The following is a 17,166-nucleotide window of genomic DNA, read 5'->3' as shown; positions in this document are numbered from 1 at the left end:
CGACGACCGACGTGAAGCCCGCGTCGTCGAGCGCGCGGTACACCTCGCCCGCCGGATCGACGCGGGGCGGCCGGCCCGGCAGCCCCGGCATCGTCCACGCATTCAGCATCGCGGGCGGCGCCACGATCTCGCCGTGCACGCTCTTCGCCGCGAACGCCGCGTCGAGATACGCGGGGTTCGCGTCCTCCATCGCATCGCACCAGTGGCGGATCATCGGGAGATTCACCGCGTCGCGCGCAACCTCGGGCGCGCCGCGCTCGCCGATGTGTGCGCGCAGCTTCGCCACGAACTCCTCGCTCATCGCATGCTCCTCGCTCGCACGGCTGATAGCGCGAGTGCGTGCGCGCGTGCTGCGCCGGTAACGTGCGCCCTCTCACGGAGGGTCTCGCATGCGCCTCGGTCTCGTGCTCGTGTCCGGCTCCGTGCGCGGCGACGTGGAGCTGATCTCGCGCGCCGAACGCAACGGCTTCCATTCCGCATTCACGATCGAGTTCTTCAACCGCAACGGCTTCGTGCCGCTCGCAGCGTCGGCCCCCCAGACCAGGTCGATCCAGCTCGGCACCGGCATCGCGAACTCGTTCACGCGCGCGCCGCTCCTGCTGGCGAGCGCGGCGATGGACATCGACGAGCTCTCGGGCGGGCGCATGATCCTCGGGCTCGGCTCGGCGACGCGGCGCATGAACGAGGATTGGTACGGCGTCGCCTTCTCGAAGCCGGCGGCGCGCACGCGCGAGCTGGTGCAGTTGTTACGGGCGGCTTTCGCGGCGCAGAAGGGCGGCGGCTTCCGCTGGGATGGCGAGTTCTGGAAGCTGAACGTGCCGGTCTACGCGCGGCCGAACGCGGCGCGCGCGAGCGTGCCGATCTGGATCGCGGCGGTGAACCGCGGCGTCGCGAAGACCTGCGGCGCCGTCGCCGACGCGCTGATCGGGCATCCGATCGCGACGCGGCGCTGGCACCGCGAGGTGACGCTCGCGTGCATCGCCGAGGGCGAGCGCGAGGCCGGGCGCGCGGCGGGCTCGTGCAGGCTCGCGCCCTACGTGCTCACGTCGCTCGCGCCGACGCGCGAAGAGGCGGTGCGCAACGCGAAGGGCCAGATCGGCTTCTACTACACGACCGATCTCTACCACTCGATCCTCGAGCACCACGGTCTCAAGCACGTGGGCGACGCCTGCCGCGCCGCGCTCAAGAAGTTCGACACGCGCGCGATGGCCGAGGCGATTCCGGACGCGCTCGTCGACGAGATCGCGATCGCGTGCACGCCCGACGAGGCGCAGGACCGGCTCGCGCAGTGGAAGGACCTGACCGGCGACCCGCTGCTCTATCCGCCGAGCGTCGGCCTGCGGCCCGAAAAGCAGCGCGAGAACCTCGATCTGATCTTCGCGACGTTCGGGCTGGGAGCGGCTTGATGACCACGGGAGACGAACGCGCGCCGCACCGCCAGTTCTTCCGTCGGCGCTGGGAGGCGAATCAGACGCTCGTCACCGGCGTGTGGGCCGCGCGGCGGCGGCTCGCGAGCGCGGTGCGCGCCGTGATCGAGCGCCTCATCACGAGCGATGCGCCCGAGGCGGAGCTGCAGCGTGCCGCGCAGCAGCTCGAGGACTACGCGGAGCATCTCGAGAGCCACCCGAAGCGCAGGCGTTACGTCGGCTTCGCCGAGAGCGCGCTCGCCGACGCCGAGACCGAGGACGCGGAGGCCGCAGCCGGCGGCCACTTCGACTTCTCCCCGCTGATCGGCCGCTCGAACCCGCTCTCGCCGCCCATCGTGATGAGCGCGACCGAGGACGGACTCGTCACTGGCCGCGTCGTGTTCGGCTCCGCGTACGAGGGCCCGCCCGGGTGCGTGCACGGCGGCTACGTCGCCGCGGCGTTCGACGAGGTATTAGGGTTCGCCGAGACGTTCTCGAACGCGCCCGGCATGACCGGCACGCTTAACGTCGTCTACCGCACGCCCACGCCGCTGCACACTCCGGTGGTGTTCAACGCGAAGATCGAGCGCATCGAGGGGCGCAAGATCTTCGTGACGGGAGAGCTCCACGCCGGCGAACGGCTGTGCGCCGAGTGCAGCGCCGTGTTCATCTCGATGAAGGCGGGCACCTACGCGCATCTCGTCGAGCAGCGAGCGAAGCGCGAGGACTGAAGCGGCCCTAGAACTGCGCGCTCAGCGTCAGCCGCGCCGAAATCGGCTCCACGGGATGGAAGTGGCGTTCTTCGCTGAGCGGCGCGGTCGGTGAAGTGCGCGACTCGTAGAAGTAGTCGATGTCGCTGTCCTTGCGATCGAGCAGGTATCGCCGGCGTCGTCTCGATCGGCGATGCGGTGAAGGCGGTGATCGCCGACCGCGAAGCCACGATCGACGAGCTTCACGAGTACATCCGCGGCGCGCGCTGACCGCGCCGAGCGCCGCTACACCGGCAAGTCGCTCCGCGTGAACAGCGCCTCGAGCGCCACGCCGCGCGCGGCGAACGCCTCGGCGGCGCCCTCGCCGCGGTCCACGAGGCAGAGCACGCGCGCCACCTTCCCGCCGGCGGCTTGCACGATGCCCAGCGCCTCGAGCGTGGAGCCGCCCGTGGTGGTGGTGTCTTCGACGAGCGCGACCGTCATGCCGCTCTTGAACGCGCCCTCGATCTGCTGGCCCTTGCCGTGCTTCTTCGCCTCTTTGCGCACGAAGAAACCGAGCAGCTTCGTATCCGGGTCGTGACTCGCCGCAGCGGAGAGCACGGCGCTCACGAGCGGCACCGCACCGACCGCCATGCCGCCGACCGCCTCGACCCGCGGGCCGCCGGCCATCAGCTTCGCCAGTAACAACTCGCCGGCGAGCTTCTGGCCGAGGGGCCGCATCAGCGTCGTGCGCAGATCGAGGTAGAAGTTGCTCTTCTTGCCGCTCGAGAGCGTGATCTCGCGGCGCTCGAACGAGACGGCGAGGATCAGCTTAAGCAGCTCGGCGCGCTTCTGCTCGAGGCTCGTCATCACTGCTTCCGGATCCCGAGCATGAACTCGGCGATCATCTTCGTGTGCAGCTCGCTCGTGCCCTCGCCGAACTCGAGCGACTTCGCCTCCAATAACAAGCGGCCAACCTCGTACTCCTCGCTGAGCCCGTAGCCGCCGTGAATCTGGATCGCGTCGAGCGCGTTCGCGACGGCGGCCTGGCTCGCCATCAGCTTCGCCATCGAGCTCTCCATCGACGCGCGCGCAGCGCCCTGGTCCTTCATGCGTCCGAGCTGGTAGACGATGCTGCGCGCGGCCTGTGTGCGGCACGTCATGTCGGCGATCTTCTGCTGGATCATCTGGAACTCGCCGATCTTTTGGCCGAATGCCTCGCGCTGGAGCGCATACGGCAGCGCGAGATCGATGCAGCGCTGCGCTTGTCCGACACAGCGCGCCGCCACCGAGAAGCGGCCCGTGTCGAGTGCGGAGCCGAGCACGGGGAAGCCCTTGCCCGGCTCGCCGAGCAGCGCCTCGTCGGGCAGGAACGCGTCCTCGAAGTGGACCTCGGCGAGGTTGTCGCGCTTCAGCGTGCGCATCGGGAACTCGCCGATGGTCAGGCCCGGCGTGTTCTTCGGGTCGACGAGGAACGCGGTCACGCCGCCGTGCTTCTTCGCGAGGTCGACGCTCGCAACGAGCAGGAACAAACCCGCGTGCGCCGCGTGCGAGATGAACACCTTGGTGCCCGTGATCTTCCAGCCGCCGGGCACCTTCTTCGCGACGGTCTTCATGTTGCCGAGATCCGTGCCGCCGCCCGTTTCCGTGAGGCACGCGGAGCAGATCACTTCGCCCTTCGCGATGCCCGGCAGCCAGCGTTGCTTCTGTGCGTCGGTGCCGAAGGCGAGGATCGAGCGCGCGACGAGCGAGTTCGAGACGGAGACGACGCTCGCGATCACCCAGTCGATGCGCGCGAGCTCCTCGCAGATGATTCCGTACGACGTCGTGTCCGAGAACGAGCCGCCGTACTCCTCGGGAATCATCGGGCCCATCAGGCCGAGCTCGGGGAGCTTCGCGATCAGCTCGAGCGGGTAGCGGCTCTCGCGCTCGTAGCGCTCGACGTGCGGGAGAATCTCCTTCTCCGCGAACTCGCGAACCGTGCGGCGCACCTCGCGCTGCTCCTCGGTGAGGTCGAAGTCCGCCATGCGGTCGAGCGGGGTCTGCATCGCGTGCGCCTTTCGTGAAGAGGAAGCGGCGCAAGGTAGGGCGAGCGGCGGGAAATCCGAGGGCGAGCAGGGCTCCGAGAGAATCGAGGGTTTGGCGTCAGACGCGAAAACCTCGATTCGGCCCGCCCGAGGCGGAATCGCTGATTCGGCGTCTGACGCCGAGTTCGCGATTCCCTTGGCCTCGCCACCGGGGCGCGTCGCGAGCCTCGCTTTTCCGCAACCGCTCGCCTAGGTTGCGCGCCCCTTTCGCCCTGGGCTTCGCGCCCGCGGGCTGCTCGGAGCCGAGATGCGCAAGTCCACGACCCTGCCCCACCGCAACCGCAAGAAGAGCGCTCGCCACCGCGCGAAGCTGAAGAACAAGCTGAAGAAGGCGCACCTGCGCCGCAGCAAGGGCGTGCGCGGGTACTACAAGTAGGGCGCGGGTCCGCGCCGCTTCACGCGACCGCCTCCCCTAACTCCCTGATCGCTCCCGCCACCGCCGCGTCCACCGCGCGCTCCCACGTCGCCGCGCTGCCATCGTCCCCGCCTGCCGGCATCCCCAGCGCGCGCGACGCGTTCACGACGCCGCCTTCGAGCACGCCACCCGGGCCTCGCACGAATCCTGCGACCGCGTCTTCCGCGCTGGCGCCCTGCGCGCCGTAGCCGGGCACGAGGAAGAGCGAGCCGGGGAGCAGCGCGCGCACTTTGCGACTTTCTTCGGGCCACGTCGCGCCGACCACGACGCCGAGGCCGGACCACTCCGTCGACGGACCGCGCAGCTTCAGCGCGAGGGGCTGTAACAAGTCGGCGAGGCGCTGATAGAGCGGGCGGTCGCGCACGATCAGGTCTTGCACGTCGACGGCGCCTGGGTTGCTCGTCCGTAACAACACGAACACGCCCGCGCCGCCGGCGTGCGCCGCCGCGAAGAACGGCTCGAGCGAGTCGATGCCGAGGTACGGGTTGATCGTGAGCGCGTCGGCGCGCATCGGCGCGTCGGCGGCGAGGTAGGCGGAGGCGTAGCTCGCGGCGGTGCTGCCGATGTCGCTGCGCTTCGCGTCGAGGATCACGAGCAGGCCGGCGCGCCGCGCTTCGTCCATCACGCGCGCGAGTGCGGCCACGCCCGCGGGTCCGAGGCGCTCGAAGCACGCGCTCTGCGGCTTCACCGCGGCGACTTTGCCCGCGACGCGCTCGATCAGCGCGAGCGAGAAGCGCTCCGCCGCGCGCGCGGTGGCGAGCTCGCCCGCGGCCATCGACCCCACGCGAAAGCAGCGCGGCAGCAGCTCGAGGTGCGGATCGATGCCGACGCACAGCGGATGTCCGAGCGCGCGCACGCGGCGGATGAGGCGGTCGGCGAAGGCTTCGGTCATCGCGCGCGCACCGTAGGAGAGAGGATCGCAGGAGCGCGAGGCCCCCAGTCGGGGGCCGCGCGCGCGCGGCTACTGTGCGCCGCCCATGAGCGCTCCGTTCTCGTTTCAGCTCCACGCGACCGACGGCGCCGCGCGCGCGGGCGTGTTTCAGACGCCGCACGGCCCGGTGCACACGCCCGCGTTCATGGTCGTGGGCACGCAAGCCGCGGTGCGCGCGATGACGCCCGATCAGGTGCGCGCGACCGGCGCGGAGGTGCTGCTCGCGAACACGTATCACTGCGCGCTGCGGCCGGGCGAGGCGGTGATCGAGAAGCTCGGCGGGCTGCACGCGTTCATGCGCTGGAGCGGTCCGATCCTCACGGACTCGGGCGGCTTTCAGGTGTTCTCGCTCGAGAGCAAAGAGATCACGGACCACGGCGTGCGCTTCAAGAACGAGGTGACCGGCGACGTGATGGACCTGACGCCGGAGCGCTCGATCCAGATCCAGAACGCGCTCGGCGCCGACGTGATCATGGCCTTCGACGAGTGCACGCCGTTTCCCGCGACCGAGCCGCAGGCCGCCGCGGGCGTGAAGCGCACGCTCGATTGGCTCGAGCGCTGCGTGCGCGCGCACGCGCGCAAGGACCAGGCGCTGTTCGGGATCGTGCAGGGCAGCACCTACGAGTCGATGCGCACGCGCTGCGCCGCGGGCGTGCTGCAGCACGATCTGCCCGGCTACGCGATCGGCGGCGTCTCGGTCGGCGAGGGGCACGAGTTGTTATGCCGCATCACCTCGCACACCGCGCCGCTGCTGCCGGCGGACAAGCCGCGGTACCTGATGGGCGTCGGTCTCCCCGAAGATCTGATCGCCTCGATCGGCTACGGCATCGATCTCTTCGATTGCGTGATCCCGACGCGCTACGCGCGCTCCGCGAGCGTCTTCACCTCGCGCGGGCGACTGCGCCTGACGAATCGGCGATATCGCCGCGACGCGTATCCGATCGACACGAGCTGCGACTGCGCCGCCTGCGCCGGCGGCTTCTCGCGCGCTTATCTCCATCACCTCTTCGCCGCGAACGAAGTGCTGAGCGCGATCCTCGCCTCGATCCACAACGTGCACTTCTATCAGCGACTCGTGCGCGAGGCGCGCGAAGCGATTCTCGCTCGGCGCTACGACGACTGGCGCGCGGCGTTCCTCGCGAACTATCGCGGCGAGGGCGACAAGGCGGACACGCGCGGCGAGTGAGCCTGGCTACTCGGGCGCGCAGCGTTGGTTGCGGAACTTCGCTGCGCCGTCACCCTGCCCCGCCCTATGGCACTCCGCGTCGGCATCGTCGGTCTCCCCAACGTCGGGAAGAGCACGCTCTTCAACGCGCTCACCGAGGCCGGCATCGCGGCGGAGAACTACCCGTTCTGCACGATCGAGCCGAACTCCGGCGTCGTGATCGTGCCCGACCCGCGGCTCGAAGCGCTCGACGCGATCGTGCACAGCAAGCAGGTCATTCCGGCGACGGTCGAGTTCACGGACATCGCGGGCCTCGTGCGCGGCGCGAGCAAGGGCGAGGGGCTCGGCAACCAGTTCCTCGCGCACATCCGCGAGACCGCGGCGATCGTGCACGTCGTGCGCTGCTTCGAGGACAGCGACGTCACGCACGTCGACGGCGGCGTGAACCCGCTGCGCGACGTCGAGACGATCGAGACCGAGCTCGGCCTCGCCGACATCGACACCGCGGAGAAGCGACTCGATCGCGTGAAGCGCGCGGCGAAGGCGGGGCGCAAGGAGGAGCAGGCGGAGGCGGCGTTCTTCGAGGGGCTGATCGCGCACCTCTCGTCGGGCAAGCCCGCGCGCTCGTTCGCGGTGCCGAAGGAAGCGGAGGAGGCGTACCGCTCGAGCTTCTTCCTCACCGGCAAGCCCGTGCTGTTCGTCGCGAACGTCGACGAAGCGGGGCTCAGCGAAGGCAACGAGCACGTGCGCGCGCTCGAGGACTACGCGGCGAAGACGGGCGCGGGCGTGATCCGCGTGTGCGCGAAGATCGAGTCCGAGCTCGCGGAGCTCGACGCCGCGGGGCGCAAGGAGTTCCTCGCCGCGCTCGGGCTCGAGGAGCCGGGGCTGAATCGGCTGATCCGCGCGGCCTACGCACTGCTCGACCTCATCACGTTCCTCACCGCGGGCGAGAAGGAAGTGCGCGCGTGGACGATCTCGCGCGGCACGAAGGCGCCCGGCGCCGCGGGCACGATTCACACCGACTTCGAGCGCACGTTCATTCGCGCCGAGATCATCAAGTTCGACGACTACGTCGCCGCGAACGGCGAAGCCGGCGCGCGCGCCGCGGGCAAGCTGCGGCTCGAGGGCAAGGACTACGAGATGCAGGATGGCGACGTCGTGCACTTCAGGGTCGGTGCCTGACAAGTGCCGCTCAGTCCGAAGGAAACGCTCGCGCGCTTCTCGGCCGGACCGAAGACGGGCGTGTTCACGGACGGCTCGTGCGAGGGCAACCCGGGCCCCGGCGGCTGGGGCTTCGTGTGGGTGGAGGACGACGTGATCCGTGCGGAGGCGTGCGGACACGATCCGGCCACCACCAACAACCGCATGGAGCTGTCGGGGCTGATCGCGGCCTACAAAGCGCTGCCTCGCGACGCGCAGATCACCGTGTACACGGACTCGCAGCTGTGCGTGAACACGATCAACGAGTGGGCGCGCGGCTGGGAGGCGCGCGGCTGGCGGCGCAAGACGGGCCCGATCGCGAACCTCGAGCTGGTGCAGGAGCTGTACGCCCTCGCGAAGGCGCACCCGCGCGTGCAGCTGCGCTGGATCAAAGCGCACGACGGCTCGCGCTGGAACGAGTACGCGGACGCGCTCGCCACGTACTGGATGCTCGACCGGGCGTAACGGCTCTGCACTCGAGTTGCCGGTTCGCTGCAGGCTCGCGCGTGCCGCGCTGGTTGCGCCCTCTAGAGACGCCGAGGGCTCGCCGATGTGTTCCCGCGTGTACGAGCGCGCAGTCCTCATCTTCGACCATCCGCACGCGAGCCTCGGCGACATCGCGGTGGGCCTCATTTCGATGGGGATTCATCCGCACTACGCGAACAACCTCGACGACGCGATCTGGCTCGCATCGGAGCACCGCACGCGCATCGGTGCGCTCGCGGCGCCGACCACGCTGCTCGTCGACAAGCTCGAGCTGATCCGCAAGGAAGTGCTCGCGCAGAACGGCGTGCCGATCGCGTGCGCCATCCCGATCGGCTCGCAGCCCTCGCCGAGTGAACTCGAGAAGCTCGCGAACGCGGGCGTGCGCTGGGGCGTGTTCGATCCGCACACGCCGCGCGATCTGCGCTTCATCATCGCGCTCGCGATGTCCAGCTCGGACAAGTCCGAGCTGCGAAGGGATCCGCGCGTTCCGTGCGAGCTTCCGGTCGACGTGACCACCGTGGAGCGCACGTTCCGCGCCTCGCTGATCGATCTCTCCACGGGCGGCGCGTACATCGCGTCGCGCTCACCGCTGAAGCCCGGGACACCACTCACGCTCGCCTTCGAGATCGACACGATGAAGCTGAGCGTGAAAGCAGAGGTGAAGTGGCGAACGTCGCTCGACGGCGGCTTCGCGGGCTGGCTCGACGCGGGCATGGGCGTCGAGTTCTCGGGCGTCGCGTACGAGGCGAAGGCGGCGATTCGTCGGCACGTCACCATGGTGACCCAGCGCTTCGAGCTGAAGCCGGCCGCGGCGCCAGCGCCGAAGAAGTAGCCGCGGCGAAGCTCGGGAGCGCGCGGCATGCTGCGCGCATGGGCCCGAACGATCTCGTGCTGCACGCCGGAACGCTGCGCAGCCGCTCGTTTCAGGAAGTGTGCGACGCGGCGGTCGCGGGCGGCTTCACGGCGCTCACGCTCTACCCCACGCAGATCCGTCGCGCGCGCGCGGAAGGCATCACGCTCAGCGCGATGCGGCGCGAGCTCGAAGCGCGCGGCCTCGCGTACGCGGACCTCGATCCGCTGCTCAACTGGCTGCCGGGCGACAACCTCCAGAACGAGCTCGCCGCGACCGAGGCCGAGCACTACTCGGTCGCCGAGGCGCTGCGCGCGCGCTCGCTGAACGTGGCGGTGATGGCGCGCCCGAGCGTGAACGTCGACGAAGCAGCCGAGGCGTTCGCTGGCGTTTGCGATCGCGCATGGGAGTTCGGCCTGCTCGTGACGCTCGAGTACCTACCGTGGGCCGGCGTGCCGGACCTGGTGACTGCGCGCGCGATCGTCGAGCGCGCGGCGCGCCCGAACGCGACGCTGATGATCGACACCTGGCACACGTTCCGTGGGCCGACCCGCGAGGACCAGCTGCGCTCGCTGCCGGGCAAGCTCGTGGGCAGCATTCAGATCAACGACGCGCCGGCGCAGCCGAGCGGCGACCTGATCAGCGAGACGACCAGCGCGCGTCTCTTGCCCGGCGAAGGCGCGATCCCGGTTGCGCGCTGGCTGCGCATTCTCGAGCAGAACGGCTCGCGCGCGCCGATCGGCGTCGAGATCTTCTCCGCAGCGCTCGATCAGCTGCCGCCCGCCGAAGTGGGCCGGCGCTGCGGAGATGCTGCGCGGCGCGTGATCGCCGCCGCTCGCTCGCGCTGACGCCTAGAACGGAAGCGCGCTCCACACCGCGCAGCGCGCTTCGCACCTCACGCGCGCGCAACTCGCCGAGGCAAGCGCGCGCTGGGCCTCGGGCTGGCGCGAGTCATTAGGGGCACGGCATGCCGATTGCTCCACTCGCGGCTCGTTCGGACGTGACTCGCATCTCGCACCAGGGTCGAGACGAAGAGCCACAAACGTTCGAACCAACTTCGAAGGAACAACCAAGCGATGCGTTCGATCAAGCTTCTCGCGATGGCAGCCATGCTGCTACTCGCGGCCCCGTCATTCGCCACGTCGTTCACCGTGCTCGGCTGGGACGCGGGCGAAGTCGTCAGGGTCACGTTCAACAGCCAGGCGCGCTCGTTCACGACCACGCAGTTTCACGAGCAGGTCGACGGCGTGACCGGCGTGAGCTTCTGCGCCGACCTCTCGCAGTACATCACGACGGCGACGTACACCGATTTCGTCGCGCACGACCCGGCCGCGGCCGAGAGCCAGGCCTTCGCGTCGGGCCCGCCCGTGCGCAAGTTCGCGTGGGCCGCGCAGATCGCGGACCGCTGGGCGAACGACCTGAACGAGTTGGTGACCACGCTCGGCGTGACCAACAAGCAGGCGATCACCGGCGTGCAGGCTGCGATCTGGGAAGCGGTCTACGGCAACGCGTTCACGGCGACCGCTGCGTCGATGAGCGGCGGCGCCTGGTCGGTCTATCAGCACGTGCTCGGGCACAAGTACGCGAGCTATGGCCGCACGCTGCTCTACCACTCGCCGACGAAGCAGGATCAGCTCTTCACGCCGCCGGTTCCGGAGCCGAGCGCGATGTTCGTGTTCGGCGCCGGTGCGCTGCTCGTGGGCCGCTCGCTGCTGCGGCGCAAGGCCGAGTAGCTCCCCGAGCTCCTAACAATCGGGCCCGCTGGCGCGAACCAGCGGGCCCGATCCCTTTTCTGCGCGGCTCAGTCGTCCGCTTCCGCGCGCCGCAGCGCCTCGGGATCTCGCGCCGCGTCGTAGCGCTCGAAGAACAGCGACTCGTCGACGGGCCGCCGCGGCGGCGTGCCGTACTTGCCGCGCGGCCAGCCGATCGGAATCAGCGCGCAGCTCGGGCAGCCGTCGGGGAGCCCGAGGAAGCGGTCGCACTCTTCGCCGAAGCTCGTGTGCATCGTGGTGAGACTCGCGCCGAGGCCGACCGCGCGGCACGCGAGCAAGAGGTTCTGCACGCACGGGAACAGCGCCTGCGTCTGCGGGCGACCGCGCCGCGTCCAGCCCGCGACGAACAGCAGCACCGGCACCTCCGCCATGTGCTCCGCGAGATGCAGCGCCGAGGCTTGGTTCTTGCGCTTGCGCTCGGGGTAGTCCGCGCGCTGCGCAGCTTCTTGCGCCGGCTTGATGTACTGCAAGAACTCGGCGCGGTAGCGCTCCGCGATCCAGCGCTTTCGCTCGGGCTCGGTCACCGCGACGAACTTCCACGGCTGCCGGTTGCCGCCGCTCGGCGCGAACGTCGCCGCCTCGCACACCTTGCGAATCAGCGCGGGCGGCACCGGATCGGGCAGCAGGCGGCGAATCGCGCGCGTCGTGCGCATGCCTTCGAACAGCTTCACGTCCTCGCCGATCGTGGCGATGTCGACGTGCGCCGGTGCAGTCGGAGTGCTGGGCGCGCTCATGCTTTCGTTTTCCCCATCGCGAGAATTTTCTCGAAAGCGGCTTTGCTCAGCGGCATCACCGAGAGGCGCGACATGCGCACGAGCGCGATGTCCGCGAGCGATCTCTCCGCCTTGATCGCGGCGAGCGTCACCGCCTGCGCGAGCGGCTTCACGGGCGCGAGATCGACGACGAGCCACTGCGGGTCGTCGGCGGTCGGGTCCGGGTACGACTCCTTCGTCACGCGCGCGAGCCCGACGACTTCCTTGCCTTCGCCCGAGTGATAGAAGAGCACCGCGTCACCCTTCTTCATCGCGGCGAGATGCATGCGCGCGAGCGCGTTGCGCACACCGCTCCAGAACGTGCCCTTCTCGGCGACGAACTGCGCCCACGAGTACGTGCTCGGCTCGGACTTCACGAGCCAAAACGAGCGTGCGCTCGCCATCGCGCCCTCCGTAAGCTCCCCTCTCGCCCGCGAGTTCGCGCGAGCGCGAACGCGCAGCGAGCCGTAGGCGAGCGAAGTTGAGAAAGTGAGGTAGCCCAGGTGGCCGACGAGTCGCTCGAAGATCAGGTGATCGGAAACGTGACCGTGCTGTTCGGGGCGGGGCACGGGAAGTATCCGCACGGCAACTCGCTCGTCGTGCGCGGCGCGCGCGAGGCGCTGATCGTCGACCCGTCGCTCGGCGTCGTCGCGCGCAAGGGCAGGCTCCCGCGCGTCGACCGCGTCTGGAACAGCCACTGCCACGAGGACCACATCGCGGGAAATCACCTCTTCCCGGATGCGCTTTGGGAGCTGCACGAAGCCGATTTGTTAGGGCTCCACTCCTTCGCCGGATTCCTCCAGATCTACGGCTACGACGACACGGTGCTCGGCGGCGGTTGGGAGAAGGAGCTGAAGGAGCAGTTCTTCTACACCGCGAACCCGCGCGCCGCGGGCTTCCGCGACGGCCACGTGCTCGATCTCGGCGGCGGCGTGCGCGTGCGCGTGATCCACACGCCCGGCCACACGCGCGGCCACTGCGCCTTCCATGTCGAGCCCGACGACGTGCTCTACATCGGCGACATCGATCTCTCGAGCTTCGGCCCCTATTACGGAGACGCCTGGAGCGAGCTCGAGGACTTCGAGCGCTCGCTGCGCCTCGTGCGCGCGGTGCAGGCGAAGCACTACGCCACGTTCCATCACATCGGCGTGGTGGATCGCGACACCTTCGTGGCGCGGCTCGACAAGTTCAGCGCCGTGATCGCGAGTCGCGAGCAGCGCCTCCACGCGTACCTCGCCGAGGCGCCGCGCACGCTCGATGAGATCACCAAGCACCGCTTCGTCTACCGACCGAGCGACCCGGTTTCGTTCGCCGATCCGGTCGAGCGGCGCAGCATGTCGCAGCACCTCGCGCGCCTCGTCGCGAGCGGCCGCGCGCGCGAAATTTCGCCCGGCAGGTTCGAGGCTCGCGTGGTATAGAAGCCGCTCTTTCGGAGGACGCGATGAAGGTCAAGGTCGACTGGGATCTCTGCGAAGCGAACGCAGTCTGCATGGACGTCGCGCCCGAGCTCTACAAGGTCGACGACAACGACGCCTTCCATCACCTCGTGAAGGGCGCTAGCGACGACGTCTCCGGCGACGTCCCGAAGCACCTCGAGAGCAAAGCGCGCGAAGCCGTGCGCCTCTGCCCGCGCCAGGCGCTGACGATCATCGAGAAGTAAGGGCGAGATCGCGCGCGACGCGCGGGCCCGACAGGCGGGCCGCTACTTCCGCTCCAGCTTGATCGCCGCCGAGTTGATGCAGTAGCGGATGCCCGTCGGGCGCGGGCCGTCAGGGAAGACGTGGCCGAGGTGGCCGTCGCACTTCGCGCACAGCACTTCGGTGCGCAGCATGCCGTGGCTCGTGTCGACGCGTTCTTCGATCGCGCCGCCTTCCTTCGCGGCGTAGAATGCCGGCCAGCCGCAGCCCGAGTCGTACTTCGTGCCCGAGTCGAAGAGCTCGGCGCCGCAGCCCGCGCAGCGATACGTGCCCGCGTCGTGGCAGAACTCGTACTCGCCCGTGAACGGGCGCTCGGTCGCTGCTTCGCGCAGCACCGCGTACTGCATCGGCGTGAGCTGCGAGCGCCACTCGGCGTCGGTCTTCTTCACCTTCTCGGACATCGTGTCCTCCCTAGAACGCATCTCGGGACTCACCCCGTCGCCGGGCGCGCCTTTGCCGACCTTTCACGACTCGCTCATGCAGTTGCGCAGAATCGCAGCGCCGACGATGAGCGCGAACATCACGAGCTGCACGATGCGGCCCACCTTCGGCTGCTCGTCGGCGTCGGGGGTGTCGAAGGAACCCGGTGTCGGCCCGCCCGCGCGCTGGCCGCTCAGCGTGTCGAACGCGAGCATGCGCCGCCCGATCGATCCGCCGCAGTGGATGCATTGCTTCGTGCCAGGCGCGAACGAAGTCTTGCAGCGCTCGCAGCGCACTTCGAAGTAGGTGGTGTCCGCCATTCAGGCAGCGTAGCCGCATGCGCGGCGTGGTTACGATGCGCGCATGTTCGCCGCCGTGCTCGCACTGCTCTCGGCGCTGCTGTTCGGCGCCTCGACGCCGGCGAGCAAGCTGCTGCTCGGCTCCCTCGACGCGTTCCAGCTCGCTGGCTTGCTCTATCTTGGCGCCGCGCTGGGCATGGCGCCGCTCGTGGCGAACGAGCCGCGCCGCGGCGCGACGCTGCGCCTCGATCGCGCGAGCGAGCTGCGCCTCGGTGGCGCAGTGCTGTGCGGCGGCGCGCTCGGGCCAGTGCTGCTGCTCGCAGGGCTGAAGCTCGCGGGAGCGGGATCGATCTCGCTGCTGCTGAACATCGAGATCGTCGCGACCGCCGTGCTCGGCGTGGCGCTGTTCCGCGAGCACCTCGGGCGCAGCGCATGGCTCGGCGTGGCGGGCGTCGTGCTCGCAGGCGCGCTCGTCGGCGCAGACGGCGGCAGCCCCGGCCTCGCGGCCGCGGCGCTCGTTGCGGCGGCGTGCACTTGTTGGGGGCTCGACAACCACCTCACTGCGCTGATCGACGGCATCTCGCCCGCGCGCAGCACGTTCGTGAAGGGGCTCGTCGCGGGCGCAACGAACCTCGCGATCGGGCTCGCACTCGGTCCGCTGGACGCGAGCACTGCGACTCTCGCCGCCGCGATCGCGGTGGGCGCGCTCTCCTACGGCGCCAGCATCGCGCTCTACATCCGCGCCGCGCACGAGCTCGGCGCGACGCGCGCGCAAGCGATCTTCGCGAGCGCGCCCTTCGCAGGCGCTGCACTTTCCTTCACACTGCTCGGCGAGCCGCTCTCGCTCGCCCACGTCGCGGCGTTCGCGCTGCTCGTGCCGTCGCTCTGGTTGTTGCTGCGCAGCCAGCACGCTCACGCCCACACCCACGACGCGCTCGAGCACACGCACAGCCACCGCCACGACGACGGCCACCACGCCCACGCGCACGCAGGCGTCGCCGCGAGCGAGCGCCACAGCCACGCGCATCGCCACGAGCGCATGACGCACGCGCACCCGCACTGGCCGGACCTGCACCACCGCCACGAGCACGGTTGAACGGCTCCGCCGACGCGGAGTGGGCTGCGCGCCCGGAGGCGTCGTCTCGTGTCTGGCTGCGTGCGCTCGTGCGCGCCTACGCCTTCACCACGACCGAAGAGCCGTGTCCGAACAGACCGAGGTTTGCTGTGACGCCTGCCTTCGCGCCCTCGACCTGGCGGCCGCCCGCTTGGCCGCGGATCTGCCAGGTGAGCTCGCACACCTGCGCGATCGCCTGCGCCGGGATCGCCTCGCCGAACGCGCCGAGGCCGCCGCTCGGGTTGACCGGCTGCTTGCCGCCGAGCGCCGTCGCGCCATCCCGTAACAACTTCGCGGCGTCGCCGGGCTTGCACAGGCCGATGTGCTCGATCCAGTCGAGCTCGAGCGCGGAGCTGAGGTCGTAGACCTCGGCGCAGCTCATGTCCTCGGGGCCGAGGCCGGCCTGCTCGTAGGCGAACTTCGCGATCGAGTCCTTGAACGCGACGTCGGGCACGCGCACCGCGGCGGCCGAGTCGCTCGCGAAGTTCGGCACCTCGACCACGGTCTGCGGGTAGCGCGGCGTCACGGTCGAGACGCCCGCGATCTTCACGGGCCTCGTCGTGCGCCTGCGCGCGTACTCCATCGAGCACAGCACTAGCGCGGCGCCGCCGTCGCTCGTCGCGCAGATCTGCAGGAGGCGCAGCGGGTCGCTCACCATCTGCGACGCGAGCACTTCCTCGAGCGTGTAGACCTTGCGGTAGCGCGCGTTCTCGTTGTGCACGGCGCAGCGCGAGTTCTTCACCTTCACCTGGGCGAAGTCGCGTTCGGTGTCGCCGTACAGGTCCATGCGCCGGCGCGCGTAGAGGCCGAAGTAGACGGGGTTCGTCGCACCTAACAAGCGGAAGCGCAGCCAGTCCGGGTCCGCGCTGCGTTCGCCGGGGGTCGGCGCAAAGAAGCCCTTCGGCGTGGTGTCGGCGCCGACCACGAGCGCCACGTCGCACACGCCAGCGAGGATCTGCGCGCGCGCCATCGAGATCGCCTGCGAGCCGGTCGCGCACGCGCCGTAGGTGCTCGCGACCTGCGCGCCGTTGAAGCCGAGCGCCTGCATGATCGAGGAGCCCGCCACGAAGCCGGGGTAGCCGTTGCGGATGTTCTCGCCGCCGGCCACGAACTGGATGTCGCTCCACGCGACGCCCGCGTCCGCCATCGCCGCGCGGGCCGCCGCCACGCCGTACTCGACGAAGTTGCGCCCCCACTTCCCCCACGGATGCATGCCGACGCCGAGAACGGCCACTTCCCCGACCATGTCAGTCTCCTAGGAACAGTTCGTGACGAAGGCGCGCGCGATCACGCCGCCGCGGGCTTCCACTTCCACACGACGTACTCGTTCGCCTCGTCCTCGAACAGCGTGTCCAGCACGAGCTCCATCTCCATGCCGACTTCGAGCTGCGAAATGTCGACGCCGCGCACGACCTGCCCGAGCACGACCATCTTCTCGCGCTCGAGCTCGACCGCGGCGATCGAGTACGGCTCGAACGGCGTCGTGGGCGCGACGAACGGCGCAGGCGGCGCATAACAATTGTTCGTGTAGGACCAGACGCGTCCGCGCGTCGACAGTTCCACTTCCTCGAACTTCGTGTTCGCGCACGCGGGGTTCCTGCAGAACTTCTCTTCGCGCGGGAAGAACACCGTGCCGCAGCCGGTGCAGCGCGTGCCGAGCAGCGCGGGCTTGGCGTCGTCCATCTTGAACCAGCCGGGGGCGGCGGACGTGCGGGTCTTGCTCATGCGATCTCCGAGTGCGCGAAGGAGGGGTGTTGATCGGTGTAGGTGAGGTTCATCGCTGCTCTCGGATCCCAGGAGCCGGGGACGTTCCGCAAGTAAGTAAAGGAGGCGCTGCTTTACTTTCTCGCGGAACGTCCCCGCCTTCGTTGTCTTGCCTCGTT

General features: G+C 69.6%; 20 protein-coding genes. 11 read left to right on the top strand and 9 right to left on the bottom strand.

What is annotated here, in order from left to right; all coding sequences use genetic code 11:
• The first annotated feature begins 389 nt into the window (after positions 1-389).
• A complete protein-coding gene (locus FJ091_01820; GenBank protein ID MBM4382084.1) occupies positions 390-1,406 on the top strand; it encodes an LLM class flavin-dependent oxidoreductase in 1,017 nt (338 codons plus the stop codon).
• On the top strand, positions 1,406-2,137 hold the full coding sequence (locus tag FJ091_01815) for a PaaI family thioesterase (protein ID MBM4382083.1): 732 nt from the start codon (positions 1,406-1,408) through the stop codon (positions 2,135-2,137). Before FJ091_01820 ends, FJ091_01815 begins: the two co-directional genes overlap by 1 nt.
• A gap of 264 nt (positions 2,138-2,401) precedes the next feature.
• Here FJ091_01815 and pyrE read toward each other — a convergent pair whose 3' ends face one another.
• From pyrE to pyrF, 3 genes are all read right to left on the bottom strand, one after another.
• A complete protein-coding gene (gene pyrE / locus FJ091_01810) occupies positions 2,402-2,965 on the bottom strand; it encodes an orotate phosphoribosyltransferase (GenBank protein MBM4382082.1) in 564 nt (187 codons plus the stop codon).
• Positions 2,965-4,143, bottom strand: coding sequence for an acyl-CoA dehydrogenase family protein (locus FJ091_01805; protein ID MBM4382081.1), 1,179 nt, complete (start codon positions 4,141-4,143; stop codon positions 2,965-2,967). Before FJ091_01805 ends, pyrE begins: the two co-directional genes overlap by 1 nt.
• Before the next feature lie 434 nt (positions 4,144-4,577).
• Entirely contained in the window at positions 4,578-5,489 is a 912-nt protein-coding gene (gene pyrF / locus FJ091_01800; protein MBM4382080.1) for an orotidine-5'-phosphate decarboxylase, read from the bottom strand.
• Between the two features lie 85 nt (positions 5,490-5,574).
• On the opposite strand from pyrF, the gene tgt reads away from it, so the two are divergent.
• The 6 genes from tgt to FJ091_01770 all read left to right on the top strand — a co-directional run bounded on the left by tgt (position 5,575) and on the right by FJ091_01770 (position 10,962).
• Positions 5,575-6,714 (top strand): tRNA guanosine(34) transglycosylase Tgt, encoded by a 1,140-nt coding sequence (gene tgt, locus FJ091_01795; GenBank protein MBM4382079.1) that lies wholly within the window; start codon positions 5,575-5,577, stop codon positions 6,712-6,714.
• Positions 6,715-6,780: 66 nt separating this feature from the next.
• Positions 6,781-7,875, top strand: a complete 1,095-nt coding sequence (ychF, locus tag FJ091_01790) for a redox-regulated ATPase YchF (GenBank protein ID MBM4382078.1) — start codon at positions 6,781-6,783, stop codon at positions 7,873-7,875.
• A gap of 3 nt (positions 7,876-7,878) precedes the next feature.
• Positions 7,879-8,358, top strand: coding sequence for a ribonuclease HI (locus FJ091_01785; protein MBM4382077.1), 480 nt, complete (start codon positions 7,879-7,881; stop codon positions 8,356-8,358).
• A gap of 97 nt (positions 8,359-8,455) precedes the next feature.
• Positions 8,456-9,211, top strand: coding sequence for a PilZ domain-containing protein (locus FJ091_01780; GenBank protein ID MBM4382076.1), 756 nt, complete (start codon positions 8,456-8,458; stop codon positions 9,209-9,211).
• Positions 9,212-9,249: 38 nt separating this feature from the next.
• Positions 9,250-10,077: a sugar phosphate isomerase/epimerase gene (locus FJ091_01775; GenBank protein MBM4382075.1), complete on the top strand. Its 828-nt coding sequence runs from the start codon at positions 9,250-9,252 to the stop codon at positions 10,075-10,077.
• Between the two features lie 252 nt (positions 10,078-10,329).
• Positions 10,330-10,962 carry a PEP-CTERM sorting domain-containing protein gene (locus tag FJ091_01770; GenBank protein MBM4382074.1) on the top strand — a complete coding sequence of 211 codons (633 nt, stop codon included), beginning with the start codon at positions 10,330-10,332 and terminating at the stop codon, positions 10,960-10,962.
• 68 nt (positions 10,963-11,030) lie between these two features.
• Here the strand turns inward: FJ091_01770 and FJ091_01765 are convergent, their stop codons facing one another.
• Positions 11,031-11,735 (bottom strand): nitroreductase family protein, encoded by a 705-nt coding sequence (locus tag FJ091_01765; GenBank protein ID MBM4382073.1) that lies wholly within the window; start codon positions 11,733-11,735, stop codon positions 11,031-11,033.
• Positions 11,732-12,157: an EVE domain-containing protein gene (locus FJ091_01760; GenBank protein MBM4382072.1), complete on the bottom strand. Its 426-nt coding sequence runs from the start codon at positions 12,155-12,157 to the stop codon at positions 11,732-11,734. Before FJ091_01760 ends, FJ091_01765 begins: the two co-directional genes overlap by 4 nt.
• 99 nt (positions 12,158-12,256) lie before the next feature.
• Here FJ091_01760 and FJ091_01755 point away from each other — a divergent pair, with 99 nt between their 5' ends.
• Complete coding sequence (locus FJ091_01755) at positions 12,257-13,171, top strand: MBL fold metallo-hydrolase (protein MBM4382071.1); 915 nt, start codon at positions 12,257-12,259, stop codon at positions 13,169-13,171.
• A 23-nt stretch (positions 13,172-13,194) separates the two neighbouring features.
• A complete protein-coding gene (locus tag FJ091_01750) occupies positions 13,195-13,413 on the top strand; it encodes a ferredoxin (GenBank protein MBM4382070.1) in 219 nt (72 codons plus the stop codon).
• A 42-nt stretch (positions 13,414-13,455) separates the two neighbouring features.
• On the opposite strand, the gene msrB is transcribed toward FJ091_01750, so the two are convergent.
• Both msrB and FJ091_01740 read right to left on the bottom strand, forming a co-directional pair.
• Positions 13,456-13,872 (bottom strand): peptide-methionine (R)-S-oxide reductase MsrB, encoded by a 417-nt coding sequence (gene msrB, locus FJ091_01745; protein ID MBM4382069.1) that lies wholly within the window; start codon positions 13,870-13,872, stop codon positions 13,456-13,458.
• A 42-nt stretch (positions 13,873-13,914) separates the two neighbouring features.
• On the bottom strand, positions 13,915-14,190 hold the full coding sequence (locus tag FJ091_01740; protein MBM4382068.1) for a hypothetical protein: 276 nt from the start codon (positions 14,188-14,190) through the stop codon (positions 13,915-13,917).
• Between the two features lie 43 nt (positions 14,191-14,233).
• Between FJ091_01740 and FJ091_01735 the strand changes: the two genes are divergently transcribed.
• Positions 14,234-15,265, top strand: a complete 1,032-nt coding sequence (locus FJ091_01735; GenBank protein MBM4382067.1) for a DMT family transporter — start codon at positions 14,234-14,236, stop codon at positions 15,263-15,265.
• Between the two features lie 76 nt (positions 15,266-15,341).
• Here FJ091_01735 and FJ091_01730 read toward each other — a convergent pair whose 3' ends face one another.
• A complete protein-coding gene (locus FJ091_01730) occupies positions 15,342-16,529 on the bottom strand; it encodes a lipid-transfer protein (GenBank protein ID MBM4382066.1) in 1,188 nt (395 codons plus the stop codon).
• Between the two features lie 41 nt (positions 16,530-16,570).
• Positions 16,571-17,008, bottom strand: a complete 438-nt coding sequence (locus FJ091_01725; protein ID MBM4382065.1) for a Zn-ribbon domain-containing OB-fold protein — start codon at positions 17,006-17,008, stop codon at positions 16,571-16,573.
• Positions 17,009-17,166 lie beyond the last annotated feature (158 nt).

The organism is Deltaproteobacteria bacterium (assembly GCA_016875395.1).
Taxonomy (GTDB): Bacteria; Myxococcota_A; UBA9160; order UBA9160; family UBA6930; genus VGRF01.
This window is presented reverse-complemented; position numbering and strand designations above follow the sequence as displayed.

Bases quoted from the DNA above. Each gene is read 5' to 3' on its own strand.
- FJ091_01820 (MBM4382084.1), top strand. From the start codon at position 390: ATGCGCCTCGGTCTCGTGCTCGTGTCCGGCTCCGTGCGCGGCGACGTG.
- FJ091_01815 (MBM4382083.1), top strand. From the start codon at position 1,406: ATGACCACGGGAGACGAACGCGCGCCGCACCGCCAGTTCTTCCGTCGG.
- pyrE (MBM4382082.1), bottom strand. From the start codon at position 2,965: ATGACGAGCCTCGAGCAGAAGCGCGCCGAGCTGCTTAAGCTGATCCTC.
- FJ091_01805 (MBM4382081.1), bottom strand. From the start codon at position 4,143: ATGCAGACCCCGCTCGACCGCATGGCGGACTTCGACCTCACCGAGGAG.
- pyrF (MBM4382080.1), bottom strand. From the start codon at position 5,489: ATGACCGAAGCCTTCGCCGACCGCCTCATCCGCCGCGTGCGCGCGCTC.
- tgt (MBM4382079.1), top strand. From the start codon at position 5,575: ATGAGCGCTCCGTTCTCGTTTCAGCTCCACGCGACCGACGGCGCCGCG.
- ychF (MBM4382078.1), top strand. From the start codon at position 6,781: ATGGCACTCCGCGTCGGCATCGTCGGTCTCCCCAACGTCGGGAAGAGC.
- FJ091_01775 (MBM4382075.1), top strand. From the start codon at position 9,250: ATGGGCCCGAACGATCTCGTGCTGCACGCCGGAACGCTGCGCAGCCGC.
- FJ091_01770 (MBM4382074.1), top strand. From the start codon at position 10,330: ATGGCAGCCATGCTGCTACTCGCGGCCCCGTCATTCGCCACGTCGTTC.
- FJ091_01765 (MBM4382073.1), bottom strand. From the start codon at position 11,735: ATGAGCGCGCCCAGCACTCCGACTGCACCGGCGCACGTCGACATCGCC.
- FJ091_01760 (MBM4382072.1), bottom strand. From the start codon at position 12,157: ATGGCGAGCGCACGCTCGTTTTGGCTCGTGAAGTCCGAGCCGAGCACG.
- FJ091_01750 (MBM4382070.1), top strand. From the start codon at position 13,195: ATGAAGGTCAAGGTCGACTGGGATCTCTGCGAAGCGAACGCAGTCTGC.
- msrB (MBM4382069.1), bottom strand. From the start codon at position 13,872: ATGCGTTCTAGGGAGGACACGATGTCCGAGAAGGTGAAGAAGACCGAC.
- FJ091_01740 (MBM4382068.1), bottom strand. From the start codon at position 14,190: ATGGCGGACACCACCTACTTCGAAGTGCGCTGCGAGCGCTGCAAGACT.
- FJ091_01735 (MBM4382067.1), top strand. From the start codon at position 14,234: ATGTTCGCCGCCGTGCTCGCACTGCTCTCGGCGCTGCTGTTCGGCGCC.
- FJ091_01730 (MBM4382066.1), bottom strand. From the start codon at position 16,529: ATGGTCGGGGAAGTGGCCGTTCTCGGCGTCGGCATGCATCCGTGGGGG.
- FJ091_01725 (MBM4382065.1), bottom strand. From the start codon at position 17,008: ATGAGCAAGACCCGCACGTCCGCCGCCCCCGGCTGGTTCAAGATGGAC.